This window comes from Blautia sp. HCP3S3_C4, from assembly GCF_052064095.1.
GTDB lineage: Bacteria > Bacillota > Clostridia > Lachnospirales > Lachnospiraceae > Blautia_A.
The window spans coordinates 73,339-91,150 of sequence record NZ_JBQHWF010000004.1; the positions used below are offsets into that span (position 1 = coordinate 73,339).

Genomic DNA, 17,812 nt, shown 5'->3' on the forward strand with positions numbered 1-17,812 from the left:
CTCACCTTATTTCTATTTTCACTGATTTCTCTTTTGCCCGAAGCAGATAGAGATTTCCGGTAATATGCGTCAGTTCTCCACCTTCTATATTACCCGGAGTCCCTTCATTCATTCTTATCATAATATAAGCTTCATCATAAAAATTATCTAATTTAAGATTAAGTTCCTGATCTGATACATCCTTATCGATCACCAGTGCCCCATACCGCTGTATTGCGCCTGATAGTTCGGAAGCAGTAAGATTTCTCAGACATGGAGCTGAAGTATACAGCCAGTCCATATATTCATCCAGCCGTTTTTTCAGTTTCTCCCATCCCAGTCTGGCACCTCTGTCTTCGTCCAGCAGATCATCCGGATGCATAAAATGTGTATTGACAAAATGCATATTCAGTTCAGATACAGCCGCAAGTTCCATATAATCATCAATCACAGCACCTGAAATAATACGGGGCTGTTCCACAATTCCATCTTCTGCAGCCTCAAACTCCTGTGTATATGCCATATCTCCGACAAAATAATTACTTGCAATTGTACGTATCTCCGGAAATTCTTTTACGATCATTTCCCGCCCTTCATCTGACAGCACATTAGACGGCGGTACATAAACAGACAATTCTGTCCCCGGAAACATCTCTTTTCCAAACCGTATCAGCTCTGTCATGGCTTTTTTCATTGCATCATAGCTTTCCCATGTTTTATATGGAAGGATATTTGCATAATCCACATTTGACAGGCTCAATGGCTGATGATTATATCCATGATATCCCAGTTCTCCTCCCTGATGAAGCAGCATATTCCCAAAATACTGAAATCTCTGCACATCTTCCTGTTCCACAACATCTCCGGACACATCATCCTCATAATTATCAATAATAACACCTGTATATTTCACACCGTGTTCCTCTGCCATATCCAGCATATCCGGCCACCAGATATTTGTATAAAACTCTTTGATGCTGAGACCATAATCACGTTTGATATATGTTCCGTCTCCACTCGGTACAGGAGATGGAAAATCATCCAGATAGAATACAGATCCATTAAGCACCGGGTAAACCATCACATCTGTCAGCAGGCTATAGGATGCCGCAAAAAATCCTCTTGTGGCTTTTTCACATAATCCAAAATTGTCAACTACAAATTTACCTTTTCCATAACTGTTTTCCCAGATAAGCGGAACCTTCTTTTCATCATCTGTCCATGCATAAACCTTCGCCGTTTCTCCAACACTTACTTCCCATGCTGAATCATATGCGTCCGGAATCTGGAAAGATCTTCCCCCTCCAATCATGAAATCATCATCAATATAGATTTTATCTACCAGAACATTTTCATAATCAGAGTCTGTAATTCCCAATTTCTGCTCAATGATCGAAACATATGTATCCTTCTGAAGTGTTAACGCAAAAAGAACACTACCTCCACTTTCTACCCAGTTTCCAATCTTTATAACTGTATCCTTTAATGGATTCAGATCCGACATCAGTACTACTATTGTTTCATAACCTGAAAAATCAGGAACTTCATTTTTTCTGACATCTATCATATCCGCTCCTGTTTTCATATCCATGAAAATTCTTTCAAACTGTTCCCATGCCACCACACTGTCTGCCTGACTGCTGTCCATCAGCACCAGACAACTGCTCTCAATATTTTTGACTGCCTGTGTTTCAGTTACAACCGTATCCCTGTCCAGATATGCATTCTTCTTAACATCTGCCTGATACTGAATTCCTGAACGCTCTGTCCAAAGCACCACACTGATTGCCAGAAAAACTCCCAGAATAACAGTCAGACCCTTAAATCGAAAAGACTGTAAATATTTTATCATTCCTGCCAAAAAGCCAATGCCTCCTTTCCTTTCGCCGACAGGTAAATATGTTCCTGCTGAATCTGCTCTAATGTTTCCTTTAATTCTTTCCCCTGTTTCAGTTCTACGTAATATCTGATCCTGAGTATCCAGTATTCTTCATTTCTGTGCCACTTCTTATCCATTCTTTCCAGACTTTTAAGAACCTGTTCATACTCCTTCATCTGCATTTGATTCTCAGTCAGACATACATATGTATGAAGATCTTCTTTAAATTTCAGTTTTTTCTTCAGAAGTTTTATATATTGATTTCTTTGCACCAGTTCCATCTGTCCTTCCAGAAGTCCCTGAGATAAATACTCCTGAAGGAAATCACAGTACTCTGAAATAAGCTGTTGATTTTCCGGTTCTTTTACATATCTGTATTCTATCTTCTGCAGTCTGCTTTCATATTCCTTAGACAGCTCTACCATTCCTGTGATCGCATAATGCACAACCTCTACATCGTCATTCATCCTTGCCTGTTTAAGCATATCGATGTAATTCTCCGGATCATCATTCAATACATTCATAATCAGATCACGCCTCATAGCGGCCTCATCAATAAGAAGCACTTCCTCCAGTGGCACAATATTTCTGTCACTTTCTTCTTTCGGTGCTATAATGCTCCTGTAAATTTCTTCATTGATCTTCATTTTTTCTATTCCAATTTCACGCTTTTTATCCTGGTGAAAAAATATCTGGAAATGCAGAAGCAATACACAGATCATACCCCATACCGGTACAAAGATCACAGGTAATATGAGATACCTCTTCACCTTCAGTAAATGGGAGTTTATTCCTGTCCATACTAAAACACAACAGATAATATGGAATATAATAAAAACAACCCCTGTTATATTCTGTATCATTCTTCAGCTACCCTGCTTTCGTTACGGGTGTCAATCACTCTGCAATGAAGTCCGTTCTTTTCGAGCCTTTCAATTACTATCGGTAACATGGCATCATCCACCTGTGACAGGATCAGATAAAGTTGTCCATCCTCCGATATTCCCAGTATGTCATTCTCTCTGATTTTATTTTTTAATATCCTGTCTGTTTCCTCCAGTGTCATTTCCGGATTTTCAATCTGCAGCAGAGCATATGATCCTATTTTCTGTTCTTTTATGGAATGAAATAACTTCAGCCTTTCCATAAAATACTCTGTTTTTAATATATGAGTTCCTTCCAGATATTCCCTGTCTCTGACTGCTTCCTGATATTCCAGTGCACGCAGCAGAGAGACTTCTACCAGACCGCATAAAATTTTGATAAGATTCAGATAATACAATGTCATCTGACTACTGGCTGCATCCTGAATAAATACCAGCATTACAAGTTCTCCATTTCTCTTTATCCCTGCGATATATGCCGGATATCCGGCAAGCAGTTCCCTGTTTCTCCAGACCTCACCCTTTTCCAGCGTTTCTACCGCATTCTGATACTCTTCAATCCTTATAGAATTCGGCATTTTTCTGCGAATTTCAGGTGATGACACTTCCATCCTCCCAAAACGTTTCCATGAATCCAGTGAATAAAGTACAATTGTATGATTTTCCAGAACATCTTCCATTACCCTTATGGTTTCCATAAACAGTTTCTGAGGCTGTATCACATCCAGCTTTCTTGTTATATCAAAAATTTTTCCAAAGCTGTCCCTGCTTCCGAGAATCTGCTTCTTATATTGTCTTTTATCCTGAAGGGTCTCCTGATACATTTCCTGCATAAAGAAAAATTTTTCCTTGATCAGTCTGTTTTCTTTTGTTACAAATTCTATATCCTCTTTATTCTTCAGCCTTATATAACCACAGACAGCACCTGCGGCAAAATAAAAAATAAATGGAATCCAGTTGGAAGCCTCATAAAACAAAGTATATATGTTTACATTCTCCTGCCTGTATGCTGCAATCAAAGAACAAGTTTCCAACGCAGCTGCTGATATTCCATAATTAATTCCATAAAGACTTCCCATGAATACAATAAATACAAGTCTCAGGTCAATCATTTTAAACTGAGCATAGGTTCCTGTATATCTGTTTAGAAATTCAAATAAAATAAATCCTGAGATCAATTCCAGAATGTGGACCACCAAAGTATTTTTCGATATCCAATTCCTGATATTTGCAAAATGCCCGGAATCTGAATCTGATAATTTTTTATACTCCTGATACATCCCGGGAATATCTTCAAAAACAGATATCTTTGGAAACCACCCATATTCCTGTCTTATAATCTGATCATCCGGCTGTACTTTATAAATCTGACCGCTGTTCTGATATCTTATATCCAGTTTACCGGGAATTGTCTTTCTGATTTCTTTTTCCAGATCACTGAAATTCTGCCTGAAACAATCCGGAACATTCAGACAGCGTTCTTTTCCCCAATTGTCATATACTTTATAAAGCAGTTCTGCCAGATCATCCATACATAGAAAATAAATATTTTGTTCCGGTGATTCCTCAAAAACAATTTTTCCGCTTTCTTCTGCCTCTGTAAACAGCTTATAAAAAAAGTCCTGTGTGTATACCGCTGAATATAAATGAGGAATTCTCAGAATCTTGGTGTTTATCTGATACATATTTCCATATTCCATAACTACATTTTCTGCTGCGGATACCAGAAGTGTTTTCCCACTTGTAATATTATAAATGCTCTCCTGCCCGGTCAGATACAACATCATTATTTCCTTATTCTTTTTGCATAACTGAAGTATCTGTCTCAGTTGTTCCAGTTCTCCGGTCATCCTTCCATGCATGGTCAGATAATTGGAAAAATAAATAATTCTTTCAAACTCATATGTTTCGAAAATCTCTTTCAGTTCTTTCTCATCTTTTATGAACGGACAAGATAATATATTCTTTTTTCGATTTGATTTCAGCATCTCATTTCCCAGTACAACTACATCACATTCAGGAAATGATTCTTCTATAAAAGTTTCTGTTACATATCCTGTATTTCCTGCCAACAATACTTCCATATTTATTCACCTCAATAAAGTGAAGTATAACAAAGTTATTTCTTCTTTTCAATATCAGTATCAACGCCTTTTTTGACATAATCACAACCGCCGGCTTAGCAGGTGATTATTTGTTTGCCCTAACAAAAAAAGCTCCAAATCCTCAATTCATAAGGATTCAGAGCTATTTGAACATCAAGCTGAAAATGAGACTTGAACTCACGACCCCTTCATTACGAGTGAAGTGCTCTACCGACTGAGCTATTTCAGCTTATGCTGTCATCTGTCAGAAAATAACGGTTCCGACAGCCACAGCATTTAGTTTATAATATTATTTATTTTCTGTCAAGTCCTTTTTAGCTGGTTTTTGGGGTGTGGTCTTTGTCACCTTTGGCGCTTCTTTTGGTGCTCTTTTTGTCACTTTTTTTGTCGCCGGTTTTACTACCGTCTTTACATCAGCTTTTGTTTTCGCTGCAGCCTTACGTACAGTTCTCGCCTTGGTAATCGACTTCTTGATCTGACCTTCTGCTGCTTTCTCCTCTTTCGGCTCTTCTTCCGGTGTACAGGTAAAGATTGCCACCCCAAGTGCAGGAAGTTTCACTGTAATAGAATATTCTCTCTCATCGCACTCTGCCTTCTTCGCTACTTTCACTCTTCCATTAACTACACCTTCCCCGCCATATTTCTTATCATCACTGTTAAAGATTTCTTTATATTTACCGGCAAAAGGTACTCCAACCTGATAATTCTCGTAGGGGATTGCCGCGAAATTGCAGACAGCCAGAATAGTTTCTTCCGGTTTCTCTGTCTTTCTCATGAATGCGATCACATTCTCCTCATACTTCATCAGCTGAACCCATTCAAATCCATCATACTCGTCATCCATCTGATAAAGTGCCGGATGAGCCAGATACATATTATTAAGGTCTTTGACAAAAACTTCCAGTTCTTTTGGCATGTCTTTATCCGGCGCCATCATCTTGCATCCCGGGTGAAGCATCATATAGGCGTATGCTTCTCTGATCTGCGCACTCTTCTGTGCTTCTGTTCCCGGCAGTTTCTCTGCAAAATCCTTCAAAGTGCCAACATCCCTGGTGCCAAGGGTCAGAATATAATGTTCACAGTATGCATAAAGCAAAGAAACTGTCAGCTGATCATGGTAATTCTTTCTCTCAATGGGATCCTTACTCAGGTATTCCAGGAGATCTTTTGTCCATCCGCCACTCCATTTATAATCAAATCCAAGATGGTCATTTACCACACTGTCCGTCAGCTCCGGCCAGAGTCCGTCCTCCTGGGCAATAAGAAGGATACCAGGATTTCTCTGTTTGATCACAGAATTCAGATGTTTCAGAAATTCCAATGCATCCAGGTTCTCATTTGTGCCATATATATTTGGTGTCCACACTCCAGGATTTCTGCCATAATCCAGGTACAGCATAGCATCTACATCATCCATGCGCAGACCGTCCACATGATAAACCTCTGTCCAGAAACATGCATTGGCAATCAGAAAATCCTTCACCATAGGACTGGCATAATTGTAGAGCAGTGTTCCCCAGAATGGATGAACCGCTTCTGCAGGATTCTGTTTTTCATAAAGAGGTGTTCCATCAAATCTCTCCAGCCCGGAAGCATACCGTGGAAACTGTGCAGGTGTCCAGTCCAGGATCACACCGATTCCTGCCTGATGCAATTCATCCACCAGCTTCTGAAAATCCTTGGGTGTCCCAAATCTGGAAGTCGGTGCATAATAACCATAAGTAGAATATCCTCCTGTAATATCATCCAGATATTCCATCACCGGATGCAGTTCTACATGAGTATAATCCTCCTCTGCCAGAAACTCCACCAGTTCCTCTCCCGTCTTCCATTCCTCCAGAGATGTTTCATATATAGAAACCGGCTGTTTCCTGTCATCAAATCTGGAACGTTCTTTCATCCAGTCTCCATCGTTCCATTGAAAATCACTTACATCTGATACCACAGATGCTCCCTCAGGATCATGGTCTGCGCTGTTCCCATAAGGATCGGCCTTTAGCAGAACTTCGCCGCCTTTAACTTTAATTTCATATTTATAATGTGTTCCGACTTCTACTCCGGGTACAAACAGTTCAAAGATACCGGACATTGGCATACGGTGCATGATGGTTGCACGGCCAATCCATTCATTGAAATCCCCGGCAATATTCACGCTAATAGCATTGGGAGCCCAGACAGCAAACAAAGTTCCCTTTACTCCATTAATCTCCATGGGATGTGCTCCAAGTTTTTTATATGCCTCATAATAAACGCCTGCACAGAACTGCTTTTCTTCTTCCTCTGTGATCTGGCATGGAAAAGCATAAGGATCATAGCTTTCTGTCTCGATTTCACCTGTTTTTATAGAAAATTTATATTTCGGCACCTTATGCACAGGAAGCAATACTGCAAAATATCCTGCCTCATCTTCCTTTTCACAGACATAAGTTTTATTTTCACTTATTACACTTACCCCATCTGCGCCCGGAAAAAATCCCTGGATCAGGACACCATCTGGCGTGATCCTTGGTCCCATTACATCTCTGGGCGCTGTTTCCTCTCCATACACAATAGCTTCAATTCTTGGCCAGTTCATATAACCGTATAGTTTTTCGTTCATAGCTAGGTTACCTCCCCTGTTGTCGAAATCAGATTATCTGTTACCATTCACTTTATTTTCATAACCAGGCTCAGGCAGAATATAAGAATATGTGAACAGTAATTCTATTCTTAGTTTAGCATTTTTGCACAAAAAAATAAAGGAAATTGTTTGACAAATTCCCGTTTCTGAGATAAATTTATGGTATCAAACCATAAAAAGGATCCTGTTCCGGATACCGGGATTCTTTTTTCTACTATAAGGAGGATTCAAATAATGGGAAACAAAGCCTTTGACGTAACCGCATTAGGCGAATTATTGATTGACTTTACTGAAAACGGAAGCAGCGCACAGGGGAATCCGATGCTGGAAGCCAATCCGGGCGGTGCTCCATGCAACGTGCTTGCAATGCTTGAAAAGCTTGGCAAAAAAACTGCATTCATCGGCAAAGTCGGAAACGACATGTTCGGAACCCAGCTTAAGAATGCTGTAGAGGAAGTAGGGATCGACACCCGCAACCTTGTGATTGACAACGAGGTACACACAACACTTGCCTTTGTACATACTTATCCTGACGGAGACAGAGATTTCTCCTTCTACCGTAACCCGGGTGCAGATATGATGCTCACCAAGGATGAAATCCAGGAAGACCTGATCAGAGATTCCAGAATCTTCCACTTCGGAACTCTTTCTTCCACTCACGAAGGAGTACGCGAGGCAACCCGCTATGCCATCGACGTTGCAAAAGAAGCCGGATGTATCGTCAGCTTCGACCCGAACCTTCGTCCGCCATTATGGAAATCTCTGGATGACGCAAAGGCAGAAATCGAATACGGCCTTGGCAAATGTGATATTCTGAAAATCTCAGATAATGAAGTTGAATTCCTGTTCGGAACTACAGACTATGACAAAGGCGCCGCACTTCTGAAAGAGAAATACAATATTCCGCTTATCCTCATCACACTCGGAAAAGACGGAAGCCGCGCTTACTACAAAGACATGAAAGTAGAGGCTGCTCCTTTCCTTCAGGAAAAGACTATCGAGACAACAGGTGCAGGCGATACCTTCTGCGCAAGTTCCTTAAACTATGTTCTGGAACATGGTCTGGACAATCTGACAGAAGAGAACTTAAAAGAACTGCTCACATTCGCAAATGCGGCAGCTTCTCTGATCACCACACGTAAGGGTGCTCTTCGCGTCATGTCCACCAAAGAAGAGGTTCTTGACTTTATGAAATCAAGAGGATGCTGATTTAACATCATAATTTTTTAAGGAAGCCCAGTCTGGCGGTGCCAGAGGGCTTCCTTTTTTTATCATAAAAATCAAAAAATATCTCCTGGCGATTGAAAATCTCAATCAGACAGGAGATATTTTAAATATATAAATCTCTATTACAAATCAACAGTCAGTCATTATAAAAATAGTCAAGCGGATATTCGCAATCCGCTTCGCTACTTGCTCATAACCGAATAACTGCTTCGCAGTTTATCAGAAGGAGCTCGCACTCCTCCTGATACAAGAAAGTCCCCACCCACTGCTTATTGCTTTTCGCAATTGAAGCAGGGGACTTACTTGATTCGGTTAAACTGTTAACTTGTATCTTACTATTTTACCACACGAACTCTGGAAACGCCTTCAATTGCTTTCAGCTCATCCAGTGCTTCTCTGGAAGCTGTGCTTTCCAGATCAATGAGAGTATAAGCGTATTCGCCTTTGCTCTTGTTTGTCATATCTGCGATGTTCAGACCTTCTGCACCGAGGATCTTGGTGAACTGGCTGATCATGTTCGGGATATTTTTGTGGCAGATGGCAATACGTCCTACTGCCGCGCAGGTTCCCATATCACAGTTGGGGAAGTTTACAGAGTTTTTGATATTTCCGTTCTCAAGGAAATCTCTTACTTCTTTCACTGCCATTACTGCACAGTTTTCTTCGGATTCCTCTGTGGATGCTCCAAGATGTGGAGTTACCAGGATTCCCTTATGTCCTGCTACTGTATGGTTTGCAAAGTCTGTCACATATTTCTTCACTTTTCCGCTGTCTAATGCTTCGATCAGAGCATCCTCATCAACCAGAAGATCCCGGGCAAAGTTCAGAAGTACTACGCCGTCTTTCATCTTGTCTAATGCTTCTTTGTTGATCATCTCTTTTGTGCTGTCAAGAAGAGGTACATGGATGGTAATGTAATCACACTGGGAATAAATCTCATCCAGGCTCTTGATATGCTTGATGGTGCGGGAAAGATTCCATGCAGCATCAATGGAGATGTATGGATCATATCCGTATACTTCCATTCCAAGTGCAGAAGCAGCATTTGCCACCATTGCTCCGATAGCACCAAGACCGATGATACCCAGCTTCTTGCCCATGATCTCGCATCCTGCAAACTGCTTCTTCTGCTTCTCAGCAAGTTTATCGATATCTTCCTGATCTTTCTCTTTGGCAACCCATTCGATACCGCCTACGATATCACGGGAAGCAAGGAGCATACCTGCAAGTACAAGCTCCTTCACACCGTTTGCATTGGCGCCCGGTGTGTTAAATACTACCACGCCTTTTTCTGCACAGTCCTTTACAGGAATATTGTTGACACCTGCACCTGCACGTGCGATTACCTTCACGCTCTCAGGAAGCTCCATGTCATGCATCTTTGCACTTCTTACAAGGACTGCATCACACTCCTGCAGATCTTCGCTTTTCTTATATTCTTCATCAAATAATCCCAGACCTTTTTCTGCAATGGGATTCAGGCAATGATACTGAAACATTATGCATTTTCCTCCTCAAACTTCTTCATGAAAGCAACCAGTGCTTCCACACCTTCTTTTGGCATAGCATTGTAGATACTTGCACGCATACCGCCCACTGTACGGTGTCCCTTTAAGTTTACAAGTCCTGCCTCTTTTGCTTCTTTTACAAATTTGGCATCCATGTCCTTGTCACCTGTTACGAATGGTACATTCATGAGAGAACGGTCTTCCGGTACAACAGTTCCTTTGAACAGCTTGCTCTGATCAAGGAAATCATAGAGGATTTTCGCTTTCTCAATGTTACGTCTCTGCATTTCTTCCAGTCCGCCCATTTTCTTCAGCCATTTGAAGACCTTACCGCATACATAGATGCAATAGCAGTTTGGAGTATTGTAAAGAGAACCTGCGTCTGCCTGTGTTTTGAATTTCAGCATAGTAGGTGTTCCTTCCAGAACATCATCTGTGATCAGATCTTCGCGGATAATGGAGATTACCATACCTGCTGGTCCGATATTCTTCTGTACACCGCCATAGATGATGCCATATTTGGATACATCAACAGGCTCAGATAAGAAGCAGGAGGAAACATCTGCTACCAGAGTTTTTCCTTTTGTGTTAGGAAGCTTCTTGAATTTTGTTCCGTAAATTGTGTTGTTTTCACAAATGTATACATAGTCTGCATCCGGGCTGATCGGAAGGTCGCTGCAGTCAGGAATATAGGAGAAAGTCTTATCCTCGGAAGAAGCGATCTTGTTTGCTTTTCCATATTTCTGTGCTTCCTGGTATGCTTTCTTTGCCCACTGTCCTGTTACAATGTAATCAGCAATCTTGTTCTTCATAAGGTTCATAGGGATTGCTGCAAACTGCTGGGAAGCTCCGCCCTGAAGGAATAATACCTTATAGTTATCCGGAATCTTCATCAGATCACGAAGATTCTGCTCTGCCTCGTCGATGATCTTCTGGAAATCAGCACTTCTGTGGCTCATTTCCATTACAGACATACCGGAGCCCTGATAGTCCATCATCTCCTCTGCTACTTCTTTCAGTACCTCTTCCGGCAGTACAGCCGGTCCTGCGGAAAAATTATACACTCTGCTCATTGTTTTTCATATCCTCCTCATCAAAAACATCATCAATGCTTGCGCCTGCCGGTACCATGGGGAATACGCTGAGATCCTGATCGATCATACAGTCAAGTACGATAGGTCCCGGACATGCCAGAGCCTCTTTTAATGCAGGCTCTACCTCTTCCATCTTTGTGATACGGATTGCTTTTGCTCCCATGGCTTCTGCCAGCTTCACAAAATCTACTGCATCATTTAAAATTGTATGGGAATATCTGTGGTCATAGAACAAGGTCTGCCACTGACGTACCATTCCCAGTACATGATTGTTCAATACAATTTCAATTAAAGGTCTGCCACAGCGGACTGCTGTTGCGATCTCATTCATATTCATACGGAAGCATCCGTCACCTGCAATGTTTACCACAGTCTTGTCCGGTCTTCCCATCTTGGCACCGATGGCTGCACCAAGTCCATATCCCATAGTTCCCAGGCCACCGGAAGAAAGGAAGGTTCTTGGCTCTTTGTATTTAAAATACTGAGCTGCCCACATCTGGTTCTGTCCAACCTCTGTTGTGATGATGGCATCTCCTTTTGTCAGTTCGTACAGCTTTTCAATAATGTATGGGCCTGTAAGCTGGGAGTGATCATATCTTAAGGGATATTTTTCCTTCAGTTCACTGATTTTTCCGGTCCATTCAGAATGCTTCATCTGTGGAAGCTTCTCCAGGATCTGTTTCAGTACTTCCTTCTCATCCCCGATAACGCTGGCATCCACAACAATATTTTTGTTGATCTCTGCAGCATCTACATCAATCTGAAGAATCTTTGCCTGTTTTGCAAAGGTCTTTGTATTTCCGGTGACACGGTCACTGAATCTGGCTCCAAGCACGATCAACAGGTCACATTTGGAAACTCCCAAGTTGGAAGCTTTAGTTCCATGCATTCCCAGCATACCTGTATACAGAGGATCTTCTCCTGAAAATCCACCTTTTCCCATAAGGCTGTCACACACCGGTGCATCAATTCTGTGCGCCAGCTCTGTCAATTCCGGGGAAGCATTGGAAATGATGGTGCCACCGCCGGTAAAGATAAATGGTTTCTTTGACTCACTGATCAACTGGACAGCATTGTCAATATCTTCTGACTTAATTGTATCTACCTTCGGCAAAACAGCCGCCGGACGCCGGAAGGTATATTCATATTTTGCACCTGTCACATCCTTTGTCACATCCACCAGCACAGGACCCGGACGGCCACTCTGTGCAATATAGAATGCTCTGCGGACAGTATCTGCCAGAGTCGTAATATCCTTTACAATAAAGCTATGCTTTGTGATAGGCATTACGATTCCGGTAATATCCACCTCCTGGAAGGAATCCTTTCCAAGAAGGGGTGTTCCTACGTTACATGTGATGGCTACCATTGGTACGGAGTCCATGTATGCAGTTGCGATTCCTGTTACCAGGTTGGTAGCTCCCGGACCGGAAGTTGCGAGACACACGCCGACTTTTCCGGTTGCTCTTGCGTAGCCGTCTGCTGCATGGGAAGCTCCCTGTTCATGGGAGGTCAGCACATGTGTGATCTGATCTTTATATTCATAGAGGGCGTCATATACATTCAGGATGGCACCGCCCGGATATCCGAATACAGTGTCAACGCCCTGTTCTTTTAAACATTCAACGATGATTTCAGCACCTGTAAGCTGCATCTTTACGTATCCTCCTAACTTTTCAGGCAGGAATCACAGGTTATGCCGCAATTCCCGCCGGGTACTTGTTCATCTTTATTTTGCTTTTGGTACCTCAAGGATTGCTCCTCTGTTTCCGGAGGTTACCATGGCAGCATATCTTGCAAGATATCCTGTTGTTACCTTTGGCTCACGAGGCTGCCATTTTGCTTTTCTTGCCTGCATTTCTTCATCAGAAACCTTGATCTCCAGTTTCAGTTCCGGAATGTTGATGCTGATGATATCCCCCTCTTCAACAAGTGCGATCGGTCCGCCGACTGCTGCTTCCGGTGATACATGTCCGATGGATGCTCCTCTGGATGCACCGCTGAAACGTCCGTCTGTGATCAGGGCTACAGAAGATCCCAGTCCCATACCTGCAATTGCAGATGTAGGGTTCAGCATCTCTCTCATGCCAGGGCCGCCTTTCGGTCCTTCGTAACGGATAACTACTACGTCACCCTCTACGATCTTGCCGCCTTTGATAGCTGCGATTGCGTCTTCCTCGCAGTCAAAGACTCTTGCAGGTCCTTCATGGACCATCATCTCTTCTACAACTGCAGAACGTTTTACAACACCGCCGTCCGGTGCAAGGTTACCCTTGAGAACTGCAAGTCCGCCTGTCTGGCTGTATGGATTGTCGATGGGTCTGATAACTTCAGGATTTAAATTTACACAGTCTTTGATGTTCTCGCCTACTGTCTTGCCTGTGACTGTCATGCACTCAGTATGAAGAAGTCCCTTCTTATTCAGTTCGTTCATAACTGCATATACACCGCCTGCTTCGTTCAGGTCTTCCATGTATGTAGGGCCTGCAGGTGCAAGGTGGCAGAGGTTTGGAGTCTTTGCGCTGATCTCGTTTGCAAAGCTGATATCAAAGTCCATTCCGATCTCATGAGCAATAGCCGGAAGGTGAAGCATACTGTTTGTGGAGCATCCAAGTGCCATGTCTACTGTCAGGGCATTGAGGATTGCTTCTTTTGTCATGATATCTCTTGGGCGGATGTTCTTTCTGTACATTTCCATAACCTGCATACCTGCATGTTTTGCAAGACGGATACGTTCAGAATATACAGCAGGGATGGTTCCGTTTCCTTTCAGACCCATACCAAGAACCTCTGTGAGACAGTTCATGGAGTTTGCTGTGTACATACCGGAACAGGATCCGCATGTAGGACATGTTTTCATTTCACATTCTGTCAGTCCGTCCTCATCAAGCTTGCCTGCTGCGTAAGCACCTACTGCCTCAAACATACTGGAAAGACTTGTCTTGTGTCCGTTCAGATGTCCGGCAAGCATTGGACCGCCGCTTACGAATACAGTAGGAACATTCAGTCTGGCTGCTGCCATCAGAAGTCCGGGTACATTCTTGTCACAGTTAGGAATCATTACCAGTGCATCAAACTGATGTGCCATTGCCATTGCTTCTGTGGAATCTGCGATCAGATCTCTGGTAACCAGAGAATATTTCATTCCAACGTGTCCCATTGCAATACCGTCGCAGACTGCGATTGCCGGGAACATAACAGGTGTACCCCCTGCCATTGCCACACCAAGCTTAACTGCCTGTGTGATCTTGTCAAGGTTCATATGGCCCGGTACGATTTCATTGTAAGAACTTACGATACCTACCAGAGGTCTGTCCATTTCTTCTTTTGTCATTCCAAGAGCATTAAACAGGGAACGGTGAGGTGCCTGCTGTGTGCCTGTTTTTACTGCATCACTTCTCATTATCTATTTCCTCTTTTCTTAATTGTTTATCATTTACTTACAGAGCTGCTGCGATCAGGTCGCCCATCTCTTTTGTTCCTACAAGTTTGCATCCCTCTGACATAATATCACCTGTGCGGTATCCCTCTGTCAGGATTTTCTGCACTGCTGCTTCTACTGCATCTGCTTCTTTATCCATATCAAGGGAAAAGCGAAGCATCATTGCTGCGGAAAGAATGGTTGCAATAGGGTTTGCCTTATCCTGTCCTGCAATATCAGGTGCAGAACCATGGCTTGGCTCATAGAGACCGAATTTTGTCTCATTTAAGCTTGCAGATGAAAGCATTCCGATGGAGCCTGTTACCATACTTGCCTCGTCTGAAAGGATATCTCCGAACATATTCTCTGTCAGGATAACATCGAACTGTTTCGGATCACGTACAAGCTGCATTGCGCAGTTGTCAACCAGCATATGCTCTAAGGTAACATCCGGATAATCTTTGGCAACTTCCTCTACCACTTTTCTCCAGAGTCTGGAAGAATCCAGAACATTTGCCTTATCTACGCTTGTTACTTTATTTCTTCTCTTACGTGCGATCTCAAATGCTTTGATGGCAATACGGCGGATTTCGTTTTCATTATAGGAAAGTGTATCAATTGCTTTCTTCACACCATTCTCTTCAATAGTCTGACGTTCTCCGAAATACAGACCGCCTGTAAGCTCACGTACAATGATCATGTCAAATCCGTCTCCGATGATCTCATCGCGGAGAGGGCAGGCTTTTCTCAGCTCATTGTAAAGGTAAGCCGGTCTTAAGTTTGCAAAAAGATTTAATGCCTTACGGATTGCAAGAAGTCCTGCTTCCGGGCGTTTGGACGGTTCAAGCTTATACCATGGAGAAGTTTTTGCATCTCCGCCAATAGAGCCCATCAGTACGGCATCTGATGATTTGGCAGTAGCAATTGCCTCATCAGTAAGGGGTACGCCGTGTACATCGATGGATGCGCCGCCTAACAGAACTTCTGAATAGGAAAAGCTGTGTCCATATTTCTCGCATACCTTGTCCAGTACTTTCTTTGCTTCTCTTACGATTTCCGGTCCGATTCCGTCGCCGGGGATCAATGCAATCTTATAATCCATAATAATTTCCTCCAAAATACTCTAATTGCGTAATTGTTATTATAATAACGCACTTTCCGACAGATTTCAACCTATTAAAGTGAAAAAATGCAAAAGTGCCAATCAAAAAAGCAGAACCACAGTCATCACTGACTATGTGTTCTGCTTTTTATCATTTCACTTTCATTATTCAGCAGCGCTTCCGGCTTTCTCAACTTCAGCGATTGCCTGTTTTCTCATTGGAATACGGCAGTTTTTGTTATTACCGAATTCTACGATCACGTCTTCTTCTGTCATGTCAATGATCACGCCATAAAAGCCACTGGTAGTAACAATGCTGTCACCAACTTCCATGTCATTTAACATTGCCTGAATTCTCTTCTGCTCTTTTTTCTGAGGGCGAAGCATTAAGAAGTACATAATTCCGAACAGTACTACCATCCAGACAATAGCGCCAACCATACCCATTCCGCTTGATGCGTCCATTTTGATTCCTCCTGTAACTTTTCCTGTTATTCTGCATATTTGCAGTCCATCATGTATTCACAGACCGTCCTGACGGCTGCTCATACTGAAGAGCTGCTTTGCGATCCACTTATAATCTCCGTTACCTTCTGTATGAAATCTTGTTTTCATGCATAACAATCTGATTAAAGCGTCACTACACATCATACACAAAAAACCGCTTTACTTCAAGAGTTTTTGGCATATTTAATAATAATTTTATATACAAATTATCTTTTCGAGTTTATTTTGCCCTCTTCAAAGCCTTCCAGCCGCATTTTCTTATATTCCGCGAAGTTTCCTGCATCAAGCGCATCTCGGATCTCTTCCATCATATGATTGTAGAAATACAGATTGTGAAGTACACAGAGACGCATTCCCAGCATTTCCTTTGCTTTCAGAAGGTGACGGATATAGGCTCTGCTGTAATGCTGACATGCAGGACACTGGCAGCCCTCTTCTATAGGACGTGTGTCCAGTTCATATTTTGCATTGAACAGATTCATCTTTCCACGATTGGTATATACATGTCCATGGCGGCCGTTACGGCTTGGATATACGCAGTCAAAGAAATCAATACCACGTTCAACACCTTCCAGAATATTTGCCGGTGTTCCCACACCCATCAGGTAAGTAGGTTTATTCTGAGGAAGATAGGGGACTACCGCATCCAGGATTCTGTACATCTCTTCATGGGTTTCTCCAACTGCCAAACCGCCGACCGCATAGCCATCCAGATCCATTTCAGAGATCGCTTTGGCATGCTCAATACGGATATCTTCATAAACAGCACCCTGGTTGATTCCAAACAGAAGCTGTTCTTTATTAATGGTATCCGGCAGACTGTTCAGTCTTGCCATTTCTGCTTTACAACGGGCAAGCCATCGTGTGGTTCTGTCTACAGACTTCTGCACATAATCCCTGTCAGCCACACTGCTGGGACATTCATCAAATGCCATGGCAATAGTGGAAGCAAGATTGGACTGGATCTGCATACTCTCTTCCGGACCCATAAAAATCTTATGTCCGTCAATATGGGAATTAAAATAAACTCCCTCTTCTTTGATCTTTCTCAGCTTTGCAAGGGAAAACACCTGGAATCCGCCTGAGTCTGTAAGGATCGGTTTGTCCCATACCATAAATTTATGAAGACCACCTAACTGCTTTACTATTTTATCACCCGGGCGCACATGAAGATGATAAGTATTTGATAATTCTACCTGTGTTCCGATCTGCTGTAAATCCATGGTGGATACAGCGCCTTTAATCGCGCCGATCGTTCCCACATTCATAAAAACAGGAGTCTGGATCGTACCATGCACTGTATGAAACTCTGCACGTTTGGCACGCCCCTCTGTTTTCAGAAGTTTATATTCTGCCATTTTTGTTCTCCTCTTGATAAAAATCACTTTTTTCATTATATCTTGAAATAGCTGAATTTTCAACTGCAAATCACTCAAACCTTGGTAAACTTTCATCTTGTCTTTTCCAGACCATTAGCGTATAATAT

General features: G+C 42.4%; 12 protein-coding genes and 1 tRNA gene. 1 reads left to right on the top strand and 12 read right to left on the bottom strand.

What is annotated here, in order from left to right:
• Position 1 precedes the first annotated feature (1 nt).
• The 5 genes from ACTNC6_RS05405 to glgB form a co-directional block, all read right to left on the bottom strand.
• Positions 2-1,831, bottom strand: coding sequence for a DUF2194 domain-containing protein (locus tag ACTNC6_RS05405; RefSeq protein ID WP_441043480.1), 1,830 nt, complete (start codon positions 1,829-1,831; stop codon positions 2-4).
• Positions 1,828-2,505 carry a hypothetical protein gene (locus ACTNC6_RS05410; protein ID WP_441043401.1) on the bottom strand — a complete coding sequence of 226 codons (678 nt, stop codon included), beginning with the start codon at positions 2,503-2,505 and terminating at the stop codon, positions 1,828-1,830. The genes ACTNC6_RS05405 and ACTNC6_RS05410 overlap by 4 nt, the downstream gene beginning before the upstream one ends.
• A 212-nt stretch (positions 2,506-2,717) precedes the next feature.
• A complete protein-coding gene (locus tag ACTNC6_RS05415; RefSeq protein ID WP_441043402.1) occupies positions 2,718-4,826 on the bottom strand; it encodes an NAD-dependent epimerase/dehydratase family protein in 2,109 nt (702 codons plus the stop codon).
• A 177-nt stretch (positions 4,827-5,003) separates the two neighbouring features.
• Positions 5,004-5,076, bottom strand: a tRNA-Thr gene (locus ACTNC6_RS05420).
• A 60-nt stretch (positions 5,077-5,136) separates the two neighbouring features.
• Entirely contained in the window at positions 5,137-7,446 is a 2,310-nt protein-coding gene (glgB, locus tag ACTNC6_RS05425; RefSeq protein ID WP_441043403.1) for a 1,4-alpha-glucan branching enzyme, read from the bottom strand.
• Positions 7,447-7,701: 255 nt separating this feature from the next.
• Here glgB and ACTNC6_RS05430 point away from each other — a divergent pair, with 255 nt between their 5' ends.
• Complete coding sequence (locus ACTNC6_RS05430; protein ID WP_055053872.1) at positions 7,702-8,676, top strand: carbohydrate kinase family protein; 975 nt, start codon at positions 7,702-7,704, stop codon at positions 8,674-8,676.
• Between the two features lie 353 nt (positions 8,677-9,029).
• On the opposite strand, the gene ACTNC6_RS05435 is transcribed toward ACTNC6_RS05430, so the two are convergent.
• From ACTNC6_RS05435 to tgt, 7 genes are all read right to left on the bottom strand, one after another.
• Positions 9,030-10,193 carry a phosphoglycerate dehydrogenase gene (locus ACTNC6_RS05435; protein WP_441034349.1) on the bottom strand — a complete coding sequence of 388 codons (1,164 nt, stop codon included), beginning with the start codon at positions 10,191-10,193 and terminating at the stop codon, positions 9,030-9,032.
• Positions 10,193-11,275, bottom strand: coding sequence for a 3-phosphoserine/phosphohydroxythreonine transaminase (gene serC, locus ACTNC6_RS05440; protein ID WP_441043404.1), 1,083 nt, complete (start codon positions 11,273-11,275; stop codon positions 10,193-10,195). The genes ACTNC6_RS05435 and serC overlap by 1 nt, the downstream gene beginning before the upstream one ends.
• A complete protein-coding gene (gene ilvB / locus ACTNC6_RS05445; RefSeq protein WP_441043405.1) occupies positions 11,259-12,950 on the bottom strand; it encodes a biosynthetic-type acetolactate synthase large subunit in 1,692 nt (563 codons plus the stop codon). Before ilvB ends, serC begins: the two co-directional genes overlap by 17 nt.
• A gap of 75 nt (positions 12,951-13,025) precedes the next feature.
• Positions 13,026-14,699 carry a dihydroxy-acid dehydratase gene (gene ilvD, locus ACTNC6_RS05450; RefSeq protein WP_118521614.1) on the bottom strand — a complete coding sequence of 558 codons (1,674 nt, stop codon included), beginning with the start codon at positions 14,697-14,699 and terminating at the stop codon, positions 13,026-13,028.
• A gap of 37 nt (positions 14,700-14,736) precedes the next feature.
• Entirely contained in the window at positions 14,737-15,819 is a 1,083-nt protein-coding gene (gene leuB, locus ACTNC6_RS05455; protein ID WP_441043406.1) for a 3-isopropylmalate dehydrogenase, read from the bottom strand.
• A 165-nt stretch (positions 15,820-15,984) separates the two neighbouring features.
• The gene (yajC, locus tag ACTNC6_RS05460; RefSeq protein WP_441034358.1) at positions 15,985-16,284 is read right to left on the bottom strand and encodes a preprotein translocase subunit YajC; all 300 of its coding nucleotides are present in this window, start codon (positions 16,282-16,284) and stop codon (positions 15,985-15,987) included.
• Between the two features lie 248 nt (positions 16,285-16,532).
• The gene (gene tgt, locus ACTNC6_RS05465) at positions 16,533-17,684 is read right to left on the bottom strand and encodes a tRNA guanosine(34) transglycosylase Tgt (protein ID WP_177284048.1); all 1,152 of its coding nucleotides are present in this window, start codon (positions 17,682-17,684) and stop codon (positions 16,533-16,535) included.
• Positions 17,685-17,812 lie beyond the last annotated feature (128 nt).